The organism is Nonomuraea sp. NPDC003754, from assembly GCF_053605785.1.
The window spans coordinates 127,080-145,627 of sequence record NZ_JBSGJX010000023.1 but is presented as its reverse complement, the minus strand read 5'-3'; the positions used below and the strand labels follow the sequence as shown (position 1 = coordinate 145,627).

7 protein-coding genes are annotated in these 18,548 nt (G+C 66.0%); 1 reads left to right on the top strand and 6 read right to left on the bottom strand.

Annotated features, from left to right (window positions below):
- The first annotated feature begins 506 nt into the window (after nucleotides 1-506).
- Nucleotides 507-719, top strand: a complete 213-nt coding sequence (locus ACWEVS_RS27165) for a hypothetical protein (protein WP_452553937.1) — start codon at nucleotides 507-509, stop codon at nucleotides 717-719.
- Here ACWEVS_RS27165 and ACWEVS_RS27160 read toward each other — a convergent pair.
- From ACWEVS_RS27160 to ACWEVS_RS27135, 6 genes are read right to left on the bottom strand one after another with little or no spacing between them, the layout of a single operon-like run.
- Nucleotides 709-2,775 carry a UvrD-helicase domain-containing protein gene (locus ACWEVS_RS27160; protein ID WP_452553936.1) on the bottom strand — a complete coding sequence of 689 codons (2,067 nt, stop codon included), beginning with the start codon at nucleotides 2,773-2,775 and terminating at the stop codon, nucleotides 709-711. The genes ACWEVS_RS27165 and ACWEVS_RS27160 overlap by 11 nt on opposite strands.
- A 17-nt stretch (nucleotides 2,776-2,792) precedes the next feature.
- Nucleotides 2,793-3,959: an McrC family protein gene (locus ACWEVS_RS27155; RefSeq protein WP_452553935.1), complete on the bottom strand. Its 1,167-nt coding sequence runs from the start codon at nucleotides 3,957-3,959 to the stop codon at nucleotides 2,793-2,795.
- The gene (locus tag ACWEVS_RS27150; protein WP_452553934.1) at nucleotides 3,956-6,043 is read right to left on the bottom strand and encodes an AAA family ATPase; all 2,088 of its coding nucleotides are present in this window, start codon (nucleotides 6,041-6,043) and stop codon (nucleotides 3,956-3,958) included. Before ACWEVS_RS27150 ends, ACWEVS_RS27155 begins: the two co-directional genes overlap by 4 nt.
- Before the next feature lie 9 nt (nucleotides 6,044-6,052).
- Nucleotides 6,053-10,294 (bottom strand): Eco57I restriction-modification methylase domain-containing protein, encoded by a 4,242-nt coding sequence (locus tag ACWEVS_RS27145; protein WP_452553933.1) that lies wholly within the window; start codon nucleotides 10,292-10,294, stop codon nucleotides 6,053-6,055.
- On the bottom strand, nucleotides 10,291-13,116 hold the full coding sequence (locus tag ACWEVS_RS27140; RefSeq protein WP_452553932.1) for a helicase-related protein: 2,826 nt from the start codon (nucleotides 13,114-13,116) through the stop codon (nucleotides 10,291-10,293). Before ACWEVS_RS27140 ends, ACWEVS_RS27145 begins: the two co-directional genes overlap by 4 nt.
- The gene (locus ACWEVS_RS27135; protein ID WP_452553931.1) at nucleotides 13,113-18,209 is read right to left on the bottom strand and encodes a DEAD/DEAH box helicase; all 5,097 of its coding nucleotides are present in this window, start codon (nucleotides 18,207-18,209) and stop codon (nucleotides 13,113-13,115) included. The genes ACWEVS_RS27140 and ACWEVS_RS27135 overlap by 4 nt, the downstream gene beginning before the upstream one ends.
- Nucleotides 18,210-18,548: the final 339 nt, after the last annotated feature.

The following is an 18,548-nucleotide window of genomic DNA, read 5'->3' as shown; positions in this document are numbered from 1 at the left end:
CGGCCACACCTGATCGACGGTTGCCTCGCCGGGACCGGTCTGACCTTGACCGCCACCAACACCAACCCACACGACATCACGAATTAAGGATCAGTAGCGACTCTTAATCAGCGGGTCCGGGGTTCGAGTCCCTGGCGGCGCACAGCTGAAAGCCCAGGTCGGTTCCACTGGCCTGGGCTTTCTTTATTTGGAGCCCAACCCGACGGCAGCCCGTACGCAATCATGATCGCGATGGTTGCTCGTCGTGTGCTCGCCATATCTGTGACCAGCACCACGGCAACAGGCGAGACGATCAGCGACGAGGTCCGCGAGCAGGTGCTGCTCATCTGGAACTACCACCAAATGCGGCATCAAGTGGTGCCGTGTGATGCGGCGATCGGGCTGGGTAGTCATGACCTCGGTGTTGCTGACCCCGCCGTCGACCTCTTCCAGGCTGGACTCTTCCCGATCGTGGTGTCCTCCGGCGGAAACAGCTCCACCACCAGCGCCAGGTCCCGCGCGGAGAGGTGGTCCACTTTCGGGAGCGGGCGATCGAACGGGGCATGCCCGAAGAGGCGGTGCTGCTGGAGCCGAACGCGAGCAACACCGGCCAGAAATACGAAAGGGCGGGAACGCTTCACTATCAGCGCGCCTACCTACGTGTCAGCGGCAGGTTGTCCACGACAGACAAACGGCTCGAGATGCGTCCCGACTCGACGGGGCTGGAGATCATCGGCTAACGGGCAGGAAGGGGCTGGGCTCATCGGTCCAAGTGACCATGAGCTCTTCACGCGCCCGGGTGCAGGCGACGAAGAGAACACAGCGCTCACGCTGTAGGTCGAGAGCATGGGCGGCCTTGTCCACGGTCGCGGCGGTGACGGCTGAAGGCGCGGGGACGGCGTTCTCGCTGACGCCTGTCACGACCATGCACCGAAACTCGAGACCCTTCATCCGGTGCATGGTCCCCACCAGCACTTTTCCGTCATGGGCGCCTTGTCGCGCCAGATCGATGGCGGGGATTCCGTGCTCAACCAGTGCCTGCACTGTCTCCCCGATGGGGGCTCGGGAGCGCATGGCGATGCCGATCTGTCCTGGTTCCACGCCCTGATCCACCCACTCTCGGACCTTCGTCGCCACGAACGACAGCTCGTCTGACCGAGACCGGAGTCCTTCCAGGTGAGGCCAGCTACCGTGGACGTCCGAGCGGCAGCCGGTCAGCGACTCGAGATCGTCGTTCATGTCGTCGATCGCCTCATCTCGGAGCAGCCCCACGCTCCATGCCAGAATCTCGGCCGTGGTCCGATAATTGATCTTCAAGCGTGTTGACCGCCCCGTGACGTCGATGCCGACCTGTCGAAGGGAGACGCGGTTGTCGTAGATGCGCTGGTGGGTGTCTCCGGCGATGAACAGATCATCCGGTCCGGATGGGGCGGCCGCGCGCAGGAACCGCCACTGCCAAGGGCTGAGGTCCTGCGCCTCATCTACGATCACGTGCTCGTACGGCTTGCGCTCGGCTTCATCCAGCAGCCGAGTCGCCTCGATGCAGATCGTCTCGTACGTCCACACGCCGTCCGTCCGTAGCCCAGACGTGAACGCCTCAAGGGCTTCCCAGACGGGCTCCCTCGCAGCGGAACCCAGCCGAGCACCCCGCCCCTTTCTCCTCGCGCCCTGATACTCCAGCAGTGACGTGATCCCCTGAGCCAGAACGACCTGTCGCCACTCAGCGGCAAGAAATGACGGCTCGTGTTCGGAGCTGACCTTCGCCCACCGGCCCAGCTCTTGCGCTTCGCTCAGGACGGCCAGGCGCCCATGCTCGCGTGAGACGATCTGATAGGCGATCTGGTCGACATGGCGAACGTCGATGCGTCGGAGCAGGTCTGGCTCGTTCACCAGCAGTCGCACCCCGTCGTCCAGCGATGCGGCGAGCGTCTTGGTGAAGGTGGTCAGCAGCACCGAACCGTCACCGTGAGCGCGGCGAGCTAGATGACGCGCCCGATGCAAAGCCGCGACGGTCTTGCCGGTTCCCGGCCCTCCGGTGACCCGGGCGGGTCCGTTGTAGCGAGCGTGCGCGACGCGCAGCTGGCTCGGGTGCAGATACACCCGCCACAGCGCGAACGGCTGACTGAAGACATCCATCAGTTCATCCGGGCCGGTAACCAGAACCAGTCGGCGGCTCGTCCGTTCGGTGGCCGCGAGCAGATCATCGGTATTGACCGGGGCTGCCTGCGCGACCTCGTTCCACACCTCCTCGGGGCTCATGCCCATGGCGAGGCCGATAAGCACGTCGTACTGAGCCTCGCCCAACTGGCGACGAGCCGCCTCCAGCTCGATCTGATCCGTTACAGACCGGGCGAAGGCCAAGGTCTGCTCGTCGATGCCCAGCGTCTGCAGCTCCTTGTCACTGACATGGTCGAACAGCCCTGCAGCCACGCCCGACGAGGTGTTCTTGGCCGTGGCCTCCTCGACGCCCACGACATCGATGACCTCGATGACCCCGGAGACTTTGTTGACCGAGACCTTGTGGCGCTCGGCCCACTTGTAGGCGGCGTCATGCTCGTCGACCTTGAGGAGAAGGTAGAGGTCGCCCTCGTCGGGGGCCAGGACGATGCCTCGATACCCCTGGTCGATCCGGATCGACCGGAAGCGGTTGTCCTTCGCTCGGTGAATCTTCTCCAGGTTGATTCCCGATCCGCCGGCCTGGAATTTGCTGAAGACCTCCTGAATCCGCTCCTGAACGGTCGGGTTCAGCTTCCCGAACTCCCACAGGAAACCGCTGTCGATCGCCAGCCGTGCCACGGATCCTCCTCGCCGGATCAGAACTCAGTTACGACCGTGCTTACTTGCGAAAGGATCGCCTCCGGTGTCGAGGCGAGGTCGAGCGCGTGGCAGACGATCTCAATGCCCGCATGGCGTACGACGTGTGTGGCGGCTGATGCGTTCCCTTTGGCATAGATCAGATGTCCGCGCGGCAGGTGAAGCGCCGTGCAGTAGGCCAGCATCTGATACAGGTCCGCGTCCGGATATCCGGCGGGCTTCTCCTGCTTGTACTTGGCGTCGACGACGGCGCGTGGCATGCCGTCCATCTCCCACACCAGATCGGGCTTCATCCGCACCGCGGAGGCTTCGTCCAGGTGGCAGGGATATTGCTGGTAGGCGGCACCGCCAAAGCGGGTGTGGAGCTCCTCAGAGACGGCCACGGTCACGAAGTCCTCGAAGATCTTCGGCAGGTCGAAGAGAAACCCGTTGGCGACCGTCGAGCCAGGGGCGTACTCCGGCGACGTCGCGCGCCACACGATCTCCGCCAGTCGCAGGGCGGTGTGATAGCGCGCATTAAGCCGCGTCGGTTGCCAACGAGGCAACGCCGCCCCACGGACCAGGCTAGTTACCTCGGCTAACCGCCGCCGCAACGCGGTCAGGCGCCTGCGTGACTCGCCGGCGATCCGAGGAACGGTGAGCAGGCGCGTGACGGCGGCAAGCAGGATCTGGTTCTCAGGGATGTCCACGGTGAAGTCGTCATACCGGATCTCCATCGGGATGACTCGCCCATGGCGCCGACGTAGCTGATCACCTTCCCGCAGGCGGCCACGCAGCACATACGAGGATTCTTCACGGGTGCGATACCCCTGGAGCAGTCCCTGGCACAGGGCACGTTCCGCCTGCCGCCAAAGGGCTTGTGCGACAGCGGGGATCAGCCCATCCCGGACGTCCAGATGGACGCTATCCTTCCGCCAGCCTTTGGGATCCGCCGCGTAGCCGACCAGGAATAGCAGCCGGTCAATCGGCAGCTTGGGTGTCACCCACACCTCGATGTCGCCGACGAGCGCCACGCCTACCCGACCGCGCGGCGTGACCTCCCACACGCCCGGCTCGTACGGCGAGGGCCGGGCATACACCACGCCCGACTCGTCAAGCCGCCGTCCTTGCTCGGGCGTGAGCAGGGTCCGCGCCTGCCCTGTCTCCGCGACCTGAATGCGGGTCATTCCGGTATGGCAAGCGTCCGGCGAAGCGCCGACATCCGGTAGCGGTCGAGGACGCTGTTCGGGCTGCCGTGGTGATGCTCGGCGAGAAGCGGCAGGATGGCCGTCTCCCAGACCTCCTCAAGCCCGTTCTCGCGCCGATAGATCCTGGGCTTCATCAGGTAGGACGGGCCGATGGCCAGGTCATGGTCCTCTATGCGAGCGTTCAGCGCGTCGAGCACCTCTGGGGCGTCGAGATTGTGTACGGCAAGCTCGTCGTCCTTGCGCAGCCGCGCCAGCCAGCGCCCCAGCAGGCCCTTGATCGGAGCGAGCCCGGGGTGGAGCTCGACGAAGCGGAACCGGCGCCGCATCGCCGCGTCCACCAGGGCGATGGACCGGTCGGTGGTGTTCATCGTGCCCACGATGAACACGTTCGGCGGAAGCGTGAAATCGGACTCCGCCGAGTAGAGCAGGCCGATGGCGTCGTCGCGGTATTCGAGCAGAAAGTACAGCTCGCCGAAGACCTTGGCCAGGTTGGCTCGGTTGATCTCGTCGATGATGAGGATGTAGGGGTCGGACGGGTGCTGCCGTGCCGCTTCCACCAACTGCCGGAAGGGGCCAGGGCGGAGCTCGAAGGCCAGTTGCCCGTCCAGTCGTTGCACCGGGCGGAAGCCCTCGAAAAAGTCTTCATAGGTGTAGGAGGGGTGGAACTGGACGAGTTTGACGGCGCTCGGCTCCGCGAGTGCCCCAGCGAGCTTGCGGGCGATGAAAGTCTTCCCCGTCCCGGGCGGGCCGTACAGGATGAGTTGCTTGTTCTCCCAGAGCAGGTCGGCCAGACGCTGCAGTTCGCCACGATCGACGAGGATGTCGTCGGCGAGATCCTTGCTGACCTGCGGAAAGACCAGCTCGCGTACCGGTTCCACCGGCTCATCGAGCGCGATGTCCAAGGCCGCGAGCACTTCCTCGATCGCGGCGAGGTTCTCGGTCAGCTCCACCACGTCGGACTGGCTGTGGAGCTTGGCCGGTAGAGGCTGCGGGAGGTTGGCGAAGGGCACCGGCCGTGTCGCGTTCAGCCACTCCACCTCGCGCCGCAGATTGGAACGCTTGTCGGAAGAGGAGGTGTAACCAGCCTCGCCGGCGACCCGGCCGACGTAGGTCTTGCCCTGGGTGGTGGTGAGAACGTAGTCGCCCACCCGCATCCGGTTGCAGAACGCGTCAAACTCCGCGAGCTTGGCTTCGCGGGCCGCGTATGACTTGTGCTGGTAGTTCTCCTCCACGACGGCCTTGAGCTGGTCGCGCTCGATCGGGATGACGATCTCCTGCAGGCTGGAGGCGGCCAGCGACGCCGATTCCTTGTGCAGCCAGACCGGCACCAGGTCCCGCCCGTCCACGGACGACCCCCGCACCAGCCACGCCCGCCGGATCGGGGATTCGGGGGCCAGTTCGGCCAGCATCTCGCGGAACTCGTCAGCAGTGAGGCGCTGCGCGGGGTTGGCCCGACCGGCGGAGTCGAACTCCAGCCCTTCGCGTTCCAGCACCTCACGGGGATCGTCGGTGCGCTCCGGGTCGAACCACTTGAAGTCATCGGAGACACGGCCGTCGTTGAGCAGCACCCGGTGTGCCGCGGCGGGCTGCTGCTCGCTGAGGAACCCCCACACCGAGTTCCAGGCCGTGCCGTTCAGCGCGGCGAGATCGACGTGGCTGGTCCATGAACCCGCCTCCAGGCGAGCGAGAGCCTCGGCGACCGGCGCCCCGTTCAGGTCCGCGTACTTCTTCCCGCTCTGGTGCTTGGCGCGATATTGTGTCGTCACCTGGCGATACAGCTCGGCCCCCGGATAGTCCTCCAATGCCTGAAGCCCTGCTTCGGTGATCGACCAGCCGCCCCGCCGGGTCACCCACCCGAGCGCCGCCGCCTCCATGACGCGCCACCCGAGCTGCTTGCGCCACCGCGGCTCGCCGTTTGGGTAAGACGTGAGGTATTCGGGAGCGATCTCCACCCGACGCTCGACCTCATCGAACGTCTCCCGGCGCGTGATCGGGCCGTCCGCGTCGCGCAGCACCTCCAGGGTCGTCCGCAGCAACGGCCCGATGTGATCGGCGAAGGCCACGGTGGTCTCCTATGCGGTTGTCGGCCGGGCGGGGTGGCGGGGGCCCGCGCCGGGTGGGGGGTCGAGAACTGTCCTGTACGGCTGCCGCGAGGCGATGGCATCGGCCATGGCATCGTAGATCTCCAGAATTGCCTTCTTGGTACGGGCGAACAGGTCGGGGTTGACGTTCCTGAAGGCCCGGAAGCTGTCCATGATGTAGTCGACGTCGTCCCAGGTGACCCCATACAGGTGGAAGTAGGCGGCGTCCAGCTCGGCCCGAAGCCAGAAGCGGCGTTCGTCGTCCCAGCGGTACGGCGGGCCGTCGTCGAGGTGGTCGCGGGCGAACGGCTCCATGGCGTAGGAGGTGTAGGTCAGCTCCAGGACTCGGGCGCGCACCCATCGGTCGAGCCGCTCGCTGCTGTCCCATGGGGAGTCCTGCTGATATGCCAAGGGCGGAAGCACGGGCAGCTGGGTCAGATAGGAATAGGTCAAATGTGTGCCCGCCATCTTCTGCCGCGCGACGAAGTCAAGAGCAAAGGAAGAGAGGTTGGCGTAGAGGCCCGTGGACTGGTCGGCCCTCGGCAGGATCAGCGGTGAAGTATGCCCCATCGCGACGCGTGGGAGAGCGAAGCTGATTACTGTCCGGGTGTCGGAGCTGCGGCAGATGTCGCGCCAGCCGAGCAGCCACCCCCGGTCCCACTGCAGGACACGCCGGTTGCCACGCGAGCCCTCCGCGGGGCGGAGCCGAGTCGTGACCTCCTTTTCCGGCACCCAGTAGCGCGGGATCGTGACGTAGCCAGGGTCGTCCTTCTGCTCGGCACCAGGCCGCGGGAGGGTTCCGACGTTGGCCTGAGCTTCGGTCTGACCTTCATAGGTGCCGAAACGATCGTCGAAGTGGTGGAGCATCTTGGCTTCGTACAGTGGAACCAACCGCTCACCATCGCGAACGAGGGCGTTGCCGTCGAACTCCCAGCCCTCGTCGAGCATGGCGTCCAGGGTCTCGTCCTCGGCGGCGGTGGGCCGGAACAGCCCGGAGTCGTTCGCCATGTCGAGCATCCGCAGGAACGATAGCTCCCAGGGGTTGGCTCCCTCGCCGCCGCTGGCCGACTCCCGCCAGAGCACCGGAACCCGCCGATAGATGCCGACGGTGATCTCGGCGTTCCGCTTGAAGTCGAACACCGGGAGCGTGCCCGTGTTCGGGTTGAGTAGCGTGATGTCGTCCGGGGTGAGCGTGAACCGGCGCTCAGCGATCTGCGGCACCTGCCGAAGCCGGAACGCCAGGTTGATCCGCCGCTGCCGAGCCTGCGGACCCGCCGCGCTCCACAAACAAAAGCGGACGCGGTGGTCTACGTCCGCGAAGAGTTTCTCCTCGTTCTCGAAGTCGTACAGCGAGGCGAGGGTCTTGGTCTCCACCATGTCCTTGAGGAAGTACTGCGTGGTGGCGTCGGTGGCGATGCCGGTGGGCAGGACCATCCCGACCCGGCCCTGCGGGGCGATTACCATCCGGCCGGTCTCGGCGAACACCGCGTACGTATTGATGTCGCCCCGGCCGGTCAGCGGATAGCGCCCCGACTCTCGCAGCAGCAGTGTCGTCCCGTCTGCCTGCCGCAGCTCGTTCGCGAACTCGAAGTAGAGAGCTCGATCGGCCTCCTCCTCGCTGTCCGCGAGCGCGGCGATCGCCTTCTTCCGGGCGGCGGCGTTCTTGGCCTTGGCGATGTCCTCGTTACGGGAGGCGAAGAACTCCTTCTCCTGGATCTTCACCCGCTCCCATGGCGGGTTGCCGATCACACAGGTGAAGCCGCCGTCCCACCCGGTCTGCCGATCCACGGCACCGTCATGCGGGACCCGGAACAGGTGCGGGAACTCCACATGCCAGTGGAAGAAGCGATACTCCCGCCCCAGCTCCTCGACCCGATCGGCGATGCGCCGCTGAGCCGGGTCGAAGTCCGCGCCGCCGATCCAGCCGAGCGCCGACTGCGTGATCGCCGACAGCCGGGTCTCCGGGGTCAGCTCCTGCACGAACGCGGCGCACCATGCATCCGCGACCCGCTTGGCCGCCCGGCGCTCGGCGTCGATCAGGCGGAGCCTGCGCCGCTGCACCGCGGCCCCGGCCAGGTCGTCGGGCAGCGTGGTGACGATCTGCCTCGTCCCTGTCCCGAGCCGGGTGTTCGACCGGCTGACTTCCGCCGCGTCGAACAGGCTGTCCTGCACGATGAGGCGAGAGCGGTGATCGAGCTGGGTCGCGCTCTCCTTGGCGACCGCGGCCGCTACCTTCTTGTCGTCGCCCTCGATCGGCTTGAAAGCCTCCTTCGGGATACCTCGCTCGATCAGCGCCGGGGTGGTGCCGAGCAACGCGTTGCCGACCCGGATGTTGGTGTCGAGGAAAGGCAGCGGCTTGCCTGGCTCGATCGACTCCAGCCAGAGCGAGATCCGAGCCAGCTCCACCGCCATCTCGTTGAGGTCCACGCCGTAGACGCACCGGGAGACGACTTCCCGCATCGCCCGCCGTACCAGTTCGGGAGAAGGCTCGTCCTCCTCGGAGCGGATCTGCGCGACGCGCCTGGCGATCCGGTGCGCCGCGGCGACCAGGAAGTGGCCGGAGCCACAGGCCGGGTCGCAGACCGTGACGTTCAGCAGCGCCTCGACCTTGGCCTCGGCATGATCCGCGCTGTTGGCCGCCTCATCGAGCACCGGGTTGAGAGCTGTGTCGAGCAATGCCTCGGTCAACGACGGAGGCGTGTAATAGGAGCCGGTGGTCTTGCGGACGCTTCCTTCCGCCTGCCGCAAGGTGAAGGTGCGGGCCGCGGTGTCCAGATCGACGTGGAAGGCCAGCAACCACTCGTAGACGCTGCCCAGTTCCTCCGAACCGAGCTCGCGGAAGTTGACCGGCCGCCGCTGGAATCCCGAATCGACGATCGCCAGATGACGAATGGCCTGGAGCAGGTATCCGTTCTCGATCCGCAGACCCTCCAAAGGAGCATCCAGCGCGTCGGGCGGGCTGTGCTTCAGGCGGGTGCCGTCGTCCAGCTCGGTGATCCGCTCGAACACGCCGCCGAGTCCGGCGATCGCCAGCTCCGGACGCCCCCTCTCCTCGCCGAGCCCGCGCATGACGAGCTGTACGGCCTCCCATAGGTCATCATGATGATCGACACCGCCCCGGATCGCTCGATCGCGAAGCCGCTGGCCCGAGAAGTACTTGGCGTAGCGGTCACGAGCGGCCAGAATGCTCTTCCACTCATCGGCTCTGGCGGGGTCGTCGGGCACTGGAATCAGCAGGACGTCGCGGTCCTCGGCGACGAACCAGAACAGCAGCCGGTAGACCAGGCGCAGGATCGCCCGGTTGTAGTCCTCCTTGCTCAGCCGGTGCGGCCCGTCAAGAGACTTCGCGCCGGTGCTCGACTCACCGAGCGTGCCGTGCTCTTCGGCAAGGTCAGCCGAGGTGAGCCTGCCCGCGAGGTGTTTGCGGAGGCGTTCGTTGGCCGGATGCTTGAGGAACCCGGTGCCCAGCGTGTTGATGGCCTGCTCGACACCTCTTCGCAGCCGGGCCAACGCTCGGTCTCCGACCTGCACCGCGTCGGCGCGCCAGACCTCCAGCCAGCAGTCGGCGGGGGTCTTACCGACCGGTACGGCGAAGCGCGACGCATGAGCGAGGCGGAACAGGAGGACGAAGTCGGCGAAGAGCTGCTCGGAGAAGATCATTTCGAGGTCGAACTCGACGAACGCCGACCCCGCGAGCGACCGAGAGTCGCGCAGCAGCCGCAGCTTGCCGCCGTTGGACAGGATGGCCCACAGGTGGTCGTCGCTCTGGTTGAGCAACTGCTGCACCATGGACTGCGGTGCCTGGGCGGTGACCTTGGGCGTTCGGTGATCGAGGTCGACATCCCAGCTGAGCAAGTGGATCGGCACCTGCTCCCATCGGTGGCTGACCGGATAGGAGACGTCGTCCACGGCGATCTGACCAGCCGGCTGGACCATCCCGTAGTCGAGCTGGCGCAGCAACGGGATCAGCCACCGGTCCCGGGTCCGCGGCGAACGCCCCTCCCGAGCGGCCTTCTCCCGCTCTTTCGCGAACGCCTGCCAGGCGCCGTTGAGATAGTCGAACGCGCGAGCCGCCGCCTCACGGACGTTCTCATGAGGCAGGAGCCCGTAGGTCTCGGCTTCGCGACCCGGCAGAGCGCTTTCGCCGGAGCCGGTCTCCAGGACGCGGTTGAACAAGTCGGCGGGCAGCAGACCGCCCGCCGTACGAACCGAAGGGAAGGGCGAACGGCTCATCGGTTGACCGCCGGAAGGTAGACATAGACGCCGAGCAGATCGGCGGGCTTGTTCGCAACAACTGTGATCTTGCTGATGCCGCTCTGCCGGGAGGCCGCCCGGACACGGGCGTGGGACTCGCGCAACCGTTCAGCCATCGCATCCGCCTCGGCGTCGAGGGCGGGCGCCAGCCGTACGAGAAGATCACCGCTGAGAACGCGGTCAAGGTCGTCGCGGGCCAGGTCAGGAGCCACGTTTCCGCTGGGGGTGGCAGTCAGCAGGGCTTCGACCTCATCTTGGCTCAGCCAGTCGGGGGTCTGTGGTTTGCCGCGGAAGGCCAGCACTCGAGCCTCTTCGGCGACCAGCGGCTTCTTGCCGTCACGGGCGGGCAAGGTCAGGTGCATGCGGAATCGGGCCAGCAACAGGGTGGTGCGCCGGTGCACGGCATCGGTACGCACGACACCGCACCGACCCGGTCGGTCCGGGGTGGGCCACTCCAGCTTCCGGTCGAGTGCCGCATCGAGCACGTACCGGGCGATAGCGCCCACGGATTGGTCGGTGCGGTCGAGGTGCGCCTGACGGCGCGGGACCGGCATGGTGCGGTGGAACTGCAGGGGCTGGGCATGCCCGGGCGGGAGCGTATCGCTCAGGCCGGGGGGCAGGGTCGCGGTGATCGCCGCGAAGCCGAACTCCTGATCGGTCATCGAGGAGCCCAGCGCGTCGAGAGCCTCGCGGACGAAGTGCTCGATCTCGCCGGTGGAGCCGAGGCTCGCCCGGATCTCAGCCAATTCGCGTGCCACCTCATCGGGCTTGATGCCGACCTGGGCGAACTTGGTCCTTGACTGCCGCTCCTTGGCCGCGGCGCTCTCCCATTCGGTGTGCAGGTCGCCCGCGGCGAAGCCGTCGAGGGGAAGCTGCTCCCATGTCTCGTTCTTGGAGGTGAGGAGTTCCTCCATCAGAGCCTCGACGAGCTGGTTGGAGAAATTCGGCACGGGGACGCTGACGCCGAGGCTCTTGCGGATCTCCTCGTGCTTGCGGATCAGAACCCGCATGACGATCTCGTCTATGAGGTTGTCCGCGCCGAGGATGGTGACCGCCCGCACCTTGTCGGCGGGCTGGCCGAACCGGTCGACGCGGCCCTCACGCTGTTCGTGCCGCGTCGGATTCCAGGCCAGGTCGTAGTGGACGACGGCCTGAAAGGCGTCCTGCAGGTTGACGCCCTCGGACAAGCAGTCGGTGGCGACCAGGACGTGGCGGCCCTCGGTGCCCCGGAGCTCGTCGATCCGGGTCTCGCGCTCGCTGGGCGGGAGGGCGCCGGTGACACAGCCGACGTTGGCGGTGGCGCCGAGCGTCTTGCGCAGGTGCTCGGCGACGTATTCGGCGGTGTCGATGAACCGGCAGAACACGATCGGGTCATAGCCGTCGCTCAGCAGCCCCTGGACCACGTCGCTGAGCTTGGCCAGTTTGGCGTCGCCCTTTCCGGCGAGCGCGATGGCCTGCTTGGCGAAGCGCAGCAGCCGGGCACGCTCGGTCTGGTCGTCCTCGCCGAGGGCGTCGGCGCCGGGGATGACGTCGACCGACTCGGCGGCCTCGTCGTCGGCCATATCGAGCACAGTCGCCCGGCCGATGCGGTCGGCCTCCTCCGGTGTCTCGGACTCCATGTTCTTCGCGCGGGTCTGCAGGGTCGCCGCGGCTGCCTTGGGTGAGGAGGCCAGTGCTCGCAGCAGCGCGAGAATCGACCAGTAGCGCACTCGCTGGCGAAGCTGACCGGCTGAGGTGTCGCGGACGGTCTCCCGCGCGTAGGCCAGGACCTGGCGGAACAGCTTGCGGTAGTCGTCGGTGAGGTAGTAGCGCTCTTCGTGCGTCTCTCGGTCGGAGGGGAACCTGGTCTCCTCGTCGAGATATCCCCGGATGTCGCCGCGCCTGCGCTGGACCATGTATCGGGCCAGTTCATCACGGCCCCTCGCATCGTCCAGATCGAGGTTCGGCAGCGCCGGGTCGAGCAGGCCGATCAGATTGCGGAAGCCTTCGTCCTTGCCGCTGTGCGGAGTTGCGGTGACCAGCAGCAGATGTCGGTCCTTCTTCGCGGCGAGCTCACGGACGAGGTTGTAGCGCTGGGTGCGATTGCCGCCGGTCGAGCCGTCGGCGACACAGGTGTGGGCCTCGTCGACGATCACGAGATCGCGGCAGGAGGTAAGAAACTCCTTCATCCGGGCGGGCGCCTTGATGAAGTCGGTGGAGACCACGGTGTGCTTGTAGAACTGAAAGACCGATTGGTCGTCGCCGATGAGGTTCTTCTGCAGGCGCTTGATCGTGCTGGGGAGCACCAGCTCGGCATTGATGCGGAACTTGTCGGCCAGCTCTTCCTGCCACTGTTCGGCCAGCGCCGGGCTGCACAGCACGGTGAGGCCGGTAGCGGAGCCCTGCTCCAGCAGTTCGGCGGCGATCAGCGATGCCTCGATTGTCTTACCGATGCCGACGTCGTCGGCGATGAGCAGCCTGACGGTCTCCTGGCGGAGCGCCATCAACAGCGGGACGAGTTGATACGGCCTGGGTTCGACCGCGAGGTTCGCCAGGGAACGGAACGGCCCGGCGGTGGCCCGGAACCCGACCCGCAGGGCCGTACGCAACAACCCCGCGCTCACAGAGTTGCCCGCATCGGTGATCTGCGGCGGCGCGAAGGTGGCCGGGGTGACCGTCTCAAGGTCCGTCAGGATGCCGGCGATCTCGTCGTCGCCGCCACCGAGCGGACGGGCGACCAGGAAGCCTTCGGTGCTCTCCGGGAGCACCACCCAGTCTCGACCTCGCGCGCTGACCAGCGATCCAGGGCTGTAAACGGTCAACGCTGTTCCCTCCGGCTCGTCCCGAAGACACTCGGGTATCTCTTGACGATCTGCGAGTACTCGCCACCGTACGGGATGCGTACGACACTCCAGCCCAGATCGCGAAGCTCATCCTCCGCATCGTCATCCCGGCCGAGTGCATCGCCGTTGTCCGGGCCGTCCACGAAAATCGCGACCTGCCCGCCGTAGACCATCTCCGGCCGGGCTTCGCCGATCTCCGCGTTGAGTGACTCCGGCGCGGCGTACTCCCACTCTTCCAACCAGCGCACGAAGGCACGCAGCGGGTTGTTCGGTTCGGCGTCGTAGCGGACCGGCTCCCAGATGTCCTGGGGGGAGGCGACAGGCGGCTTGGGGACCTCGGCCATGGCGAGCTCCAGCAGCAGGTCACGGGTGAGATGGCGGTCGATCTGCTCGTGCTTTCCCTGGTTGCCGAAGGACAGCAGACAGTCGTAGCAAGCCTTGGCACAGCGTTCGTTGTTAACCGCGCCGCCGGTGTCTTCTCCGGTGAACGGGTTGAAGTGGGCGATCTCCAAAGCCTTCCGCGCTGCCCTGGCGAGCGCGTCGTCTTCCATGACCAGCCGCCGGAGTACTCCGGCTCCGCCCTCGGAACTTTCGATGAAGAGCGCCCTCCCGCGGTGCGCCTCGTCGGGCAGCAGCTCGCTGGCGAGCTCGCTGTCCTCCAATTGAAACTCGGCCTCGATGCCGCGCTCCAGGGCGTACATGAAGCTGATCGCCGCCTCATCACTCACCGAGTCGGTCATGCGGGTGATCAGGATGTTGCGGCGGTCCTCGACGTAGGGGATGACCTGCTGCTTGGCCTGAACCCGGTCGGCGTCGTCGAGCACGTGGGGCTCGGGCGTCAGAGCGTTCTTCTCTGTCAGCCAGCGGCCGGTCTGAACGTTGATCCAGAACCCGTCGCTGGTGTGGCGCTTGCGCCCCATGTTGGTGACCCGGACCGTCGCCGTGTCCCCGTACTGCAGCTCCAGAACCTTGCGCATCCCTCGTACGGCAGTCGCGTCCAGGCGGCCGGGCCGTACACCGTGGTTGTTGAAGCGATAGGAAGTGATCAGGTCGTATCCGGCTCGACGACGCTCCTCCTCGTCAGAGGAGATCCGGTCACGACGGACCGTTTTGACGGTTTGGAGACGCAGCAGGCGATGCATGGTCTTGCCGAGGCGGCCCTCGCATGACTCACACACATCGATCCCGACGACCGAGTCGTGCAGATAGCCGCAGTACTCGCAACGGCGGGCGGACTTGGTGTCCAACCCGCTTCCGCCCTGCTCGTTTGGGGCGAGCTGCACCTCTTTGACCTGGTAGCGCGAGCCCTCGTGGTAGATGAGGGCGTCCGGACCGAACTCGCGGATGGCAATGAACCGCGGACGGTGGATGAACTCGACCTCAGTCTGCTTGCCCTTACGAGCGGCGATGTAGGCGCGCAGGGGCAACCGGGGAAAGGAGTAGCCGGGCAGGAACCCTTCAGAGGCCAGGTAGCGGTAGGAGTAGAAGTCGGTCTGGAAGTCCTCCGAATCCTCGTTGCGAAGCAGCTTGAGCTGGTTCTCCGCTTCCCTGCGGCGAGCGGTCGCGACCTCTCTGGCTTTCTTTCCGGTGGAGTGGTCGCCGATGATGCGGTGCTGCTCCTCACGCTCCGCCTGGGCGGTGCGGTAGAGCTCCCGCCAGCGGTCGAAGGCGGCATCGAACTGCTTCGGCGCGTCCTCGACCGTCCGGTCGATCCACTCGTCATGCCACCACGAGGTGATTTTCAGTTCGGTGTCGCGTTCCGCAAGAATGGCACGCGCCCGCTCGGCTGCCTTTAGCTGTGCGCCGCGGCTGACCGTGGCAGTCGCGATCCTGGGCAGGAGCGGGAATCCGGGGCTGTCGATGTCGAGGACGCCGCCGATCGAACTGTCGAGGGCCAACCCCGTCTCGGCGAGCCAGATCGCGTTGACGTGTGAGCTGATCAGGTCTTCGTTCGTGAGATCCAACCGCGGCGCGGCGACGGACCCGCCGACCATTTGGTCACGGTGGCGGAAGTAGTACTGGTCGTGAGCGTTCCCCGTGGCGCAGTAGGTGACCACCAGTGCAGGCTGCCCGGAGCGGCCTGCTCGCCCGGCTCGCTGGGCGTAGTTGGCCGGGGTCGGCGGCACATTGCGCATCCCGACCGCGTTGAGGCTGGCGATGTCGATGCCAAGCTCCATGGTCGGTGAGCAGTAGAGCACCTGCAGGTCGCCGTCACGGAACTGTTCTTCCCGAAGGGCGCGAACCTCGTTCAGCACCTGTGCCGTGTGTTCGCGCGCTTGGAGGCCGGCCAGGTTCGCCGCCTTCTCCATGTAGAGGCGCTGGAAGAAGGGATTCACCCGGGGCCCCTTGTCGGTCGCGACGTGCTTGCGGATGCGGTCTTCCACGCCCGACTTGCCATCGCCCAGCCGCCAAATGATCGACGAGGCTTTGAGCTGGTAACCCTCGCGTTCCCTGGTGAGGATGCCGCAGCGTTCGGTCACGGCGAGCATGTCCCGGATCATCGCGTGGGCGTCATCCCGGGAGAGCCCATCATGTTCGCGCAGCAGGTACTTGCCGTAGGCGCCGAAGCCGGTCAGGTGCAAATCCTTGCTGGCCCTCTGACCTCCCTGGGTGCCCGCGCGGGGGTAGGCGACTGCGGCGTAAGCCACGTTCTCCGTCGGTTCCATCGCCCACGGATTCTTGAGGTAGTGCCTGCTCTCCTCCTTGAGCTGCACGAACCCCGGTTCGGTCAGGCAGTCAGCGTCGATCGCCAGAACCCGGCGCAGCTCGTCCATCAGAGTCCGCAAGAGCTCTTCCCGCAGCTGCGGCGCATCGTCCCGGAGCGCGTAGTGGGCATCGTCCCACAGGTCCTGAGCGGCAGCGATATCGGGAAGATCCAGATAGTCGACTTTGAGGAGCCCGGTCTGCTCCAGGTTGGGCATGGTGATTCGCCAGCCGCGCTCCAGATCCAGGTAGAGCCGGTAGTTGATCAGCTGGCGCAGCGCTCTCCACGTGTTGCGCTCGGCGGAGAATCTGGCCTCGGGCTTCTCGGCGAAGTCGGCGAAGTCGAGATTCAGTGCCTCGGTCACCTTTTGTGCGATCACCTCATGGGTCAGGCCGCCCGGCGCATCCCGCAGGGCCCGATAGAGCGCCCCTCTGAGCTGAACGATCTGAATGAAGTCGTTGAAGTGCCCCGCCTGCAGGCTGGCATCCTGACGGTTGTCGGTGAACGCCAGCAGCTTGCGCTCCGGCTTACGGAGGGTGTCGTCTTCGCGGAGAGTGCGCACTACGCTCGAGCTGATCACACTTGTCGCGGAACTGCGACCTTCCACAGCCAGCGACCCCAGCTTCGCGAAGTCGCTCCCTCGCACCTGCTCGTATGACGTACGGCAGGCGAGACAGAAAGTGAACGGCGCGGCGATGAACGCGGCGCGGGTGCCTTCCTCGTGCAGGTGGCCGTTGGGGGCGACCCGAACTACTTCTGGCAGATACTTGCGCTTGGCCGTGACGACGCCAGCCGAACCGTCGGCGCGGGTCTCCAACCACGACTCGGGCACGCGCTGATCGTCTATCGCGATCTTCGTGCTGTCCGGCCAGGGAAAGTTCGTCGAAATGTACAGATAGCCGTCCGCCTCGTCACCAGTGGTGTCGCTGTCCCTGCGGGAGGTGAAGCGCTCGTCCGCCTTCCGGACAGTCAGATACTCCTGGCCGCACTCCCGACAGAATGAGGCCGGAACAAGGATGTGATCTTCCTTGCCAGCCTCGGGGACGACCGTCTGGTAGCGGCTGGTGATGTAGCGCTCCGCCTCCGGCTCGATGCTGAGGTAGACATCGTCGCCCTTGGACAGAAACTGGTGGAGGCGGAAGGCGAATACGGGGCGCCGAGTTCGCGGATGTTCGATTGTCGCACCACGTTTGAGAGTCTCCTGAATGGCGTCAGCGCAGCCCGGTGGATCCTGCTTGATCAACGCGGCCAGTTCCTGTGCTGCCTCGCGGACCGTCCGCGGCCGGGGCGGGCGGACCAGCTTGCCGGAAGCCGGATCCGCCAGGACACCGAATTGAGCCTCCACCCACGCGGCCAGCGGGTCCGCCACGAAGGACTCATATTCCGGCTCGGGGATCTTGAGGCTGGTCACGGCAGCCGAATCAGCGGTTGTGGCACGCTCCAGCGTCTCTCCGATGACATGCGCACGGGACACCGGCAGCCCGAACAGCCTGCTTGCTGTCTCGGCAACCTTCGCGCGGCGCTGCCCCTCACTGCCCTCCGTGGTCATCGTCGCTGACGTGCCCACGCACTGGATCTCATCCGCCTCGCAGGCGTCCCTGACGCGACGCACCAGCATCGCCACGTCTGCACCCTGGCGACCTCGATAGGTGTGCAGCTCATCCAGAACAAGCCAGCGCAGTCCCCGCGCCGCCGTGATCAAGCTGTCGCGCTCGCCCGGGCGGGTCAGCACGAGGTCGAGCATGACGTAGTTGGTCAGCAGGATGTCCGGCGGGTCCGCGAGGATCTCCTGCCGCTCGCGGGTCTTCTCCTGGCCGGTGTATCGGCGGAAGGTGACCGGCTCGCCACCTCGTCCATAGCCTTCTTTCAGGAACTTGTCGAGCTCGTGCACCTGACTGTTGGCCAGGGCGTTCATCGGGTAGACGATGATCGCTTTTACGCCTGACTGGTAGGCACCGCCGGCCTTCTGCCGGAGCACCCAGTCCACGATCGGCACGATGTAGCTGAGACTCTTACCCGAGCCGGTGCCGGTGGTGAGCACATAACTCGCCCCGGTCCGCGCGATCTCCACCGCTTCACGCTGGTGGCGGTGGAGATTCAGCACCTGACCTGCGGACTCTGCGCTCTTGCCCACGCGGAAGATGCGCTCGCACTCCGCGTTGAGCATGCCGCGCTGGACGAGTTCGGTAACGGAACCGCCGGGCTCGAAGTTAGGGTTCAACGACAGGTACGGATCCGGCCACTGCTCGCCATGCTCAAGGCGCTCGCGGATGTGCTTCTTGATGCGCTCGTCCTCGATCTCAGTGAACCCCGAGGTGAACGTCGCGTAATCGGCGATCAGCTGCTCGTGAACCTTGAAGACGTCCATTCCGCCCGTATTCTGCGATCTTCGAAAGCTTGTGGAGGAGCACCCTATCGACCTGCCGTGCCTGGAGAAGGGCACTCCGGACACGACGCCTTCCTTGTTATCACGACTCCATACCGACCGTTACATCCCGAGCGAAACCCACCTCGCCAGGGGGCGTTTGGGTGTGGTTTGAGGTGGCACGCACCATAAGCTCTGACCGTTCAGGCCCGCGCTAGGGAAGAACGAGACAGCGAGCCGACCGCGGCCGTCATCGACGCCCAGGCTGTCAAGACCTCCACCAATCCACCCGCGATCATGCAGGGCACGGCCCGCCAAGAAGATCGTGGGTCACAAGCGGGG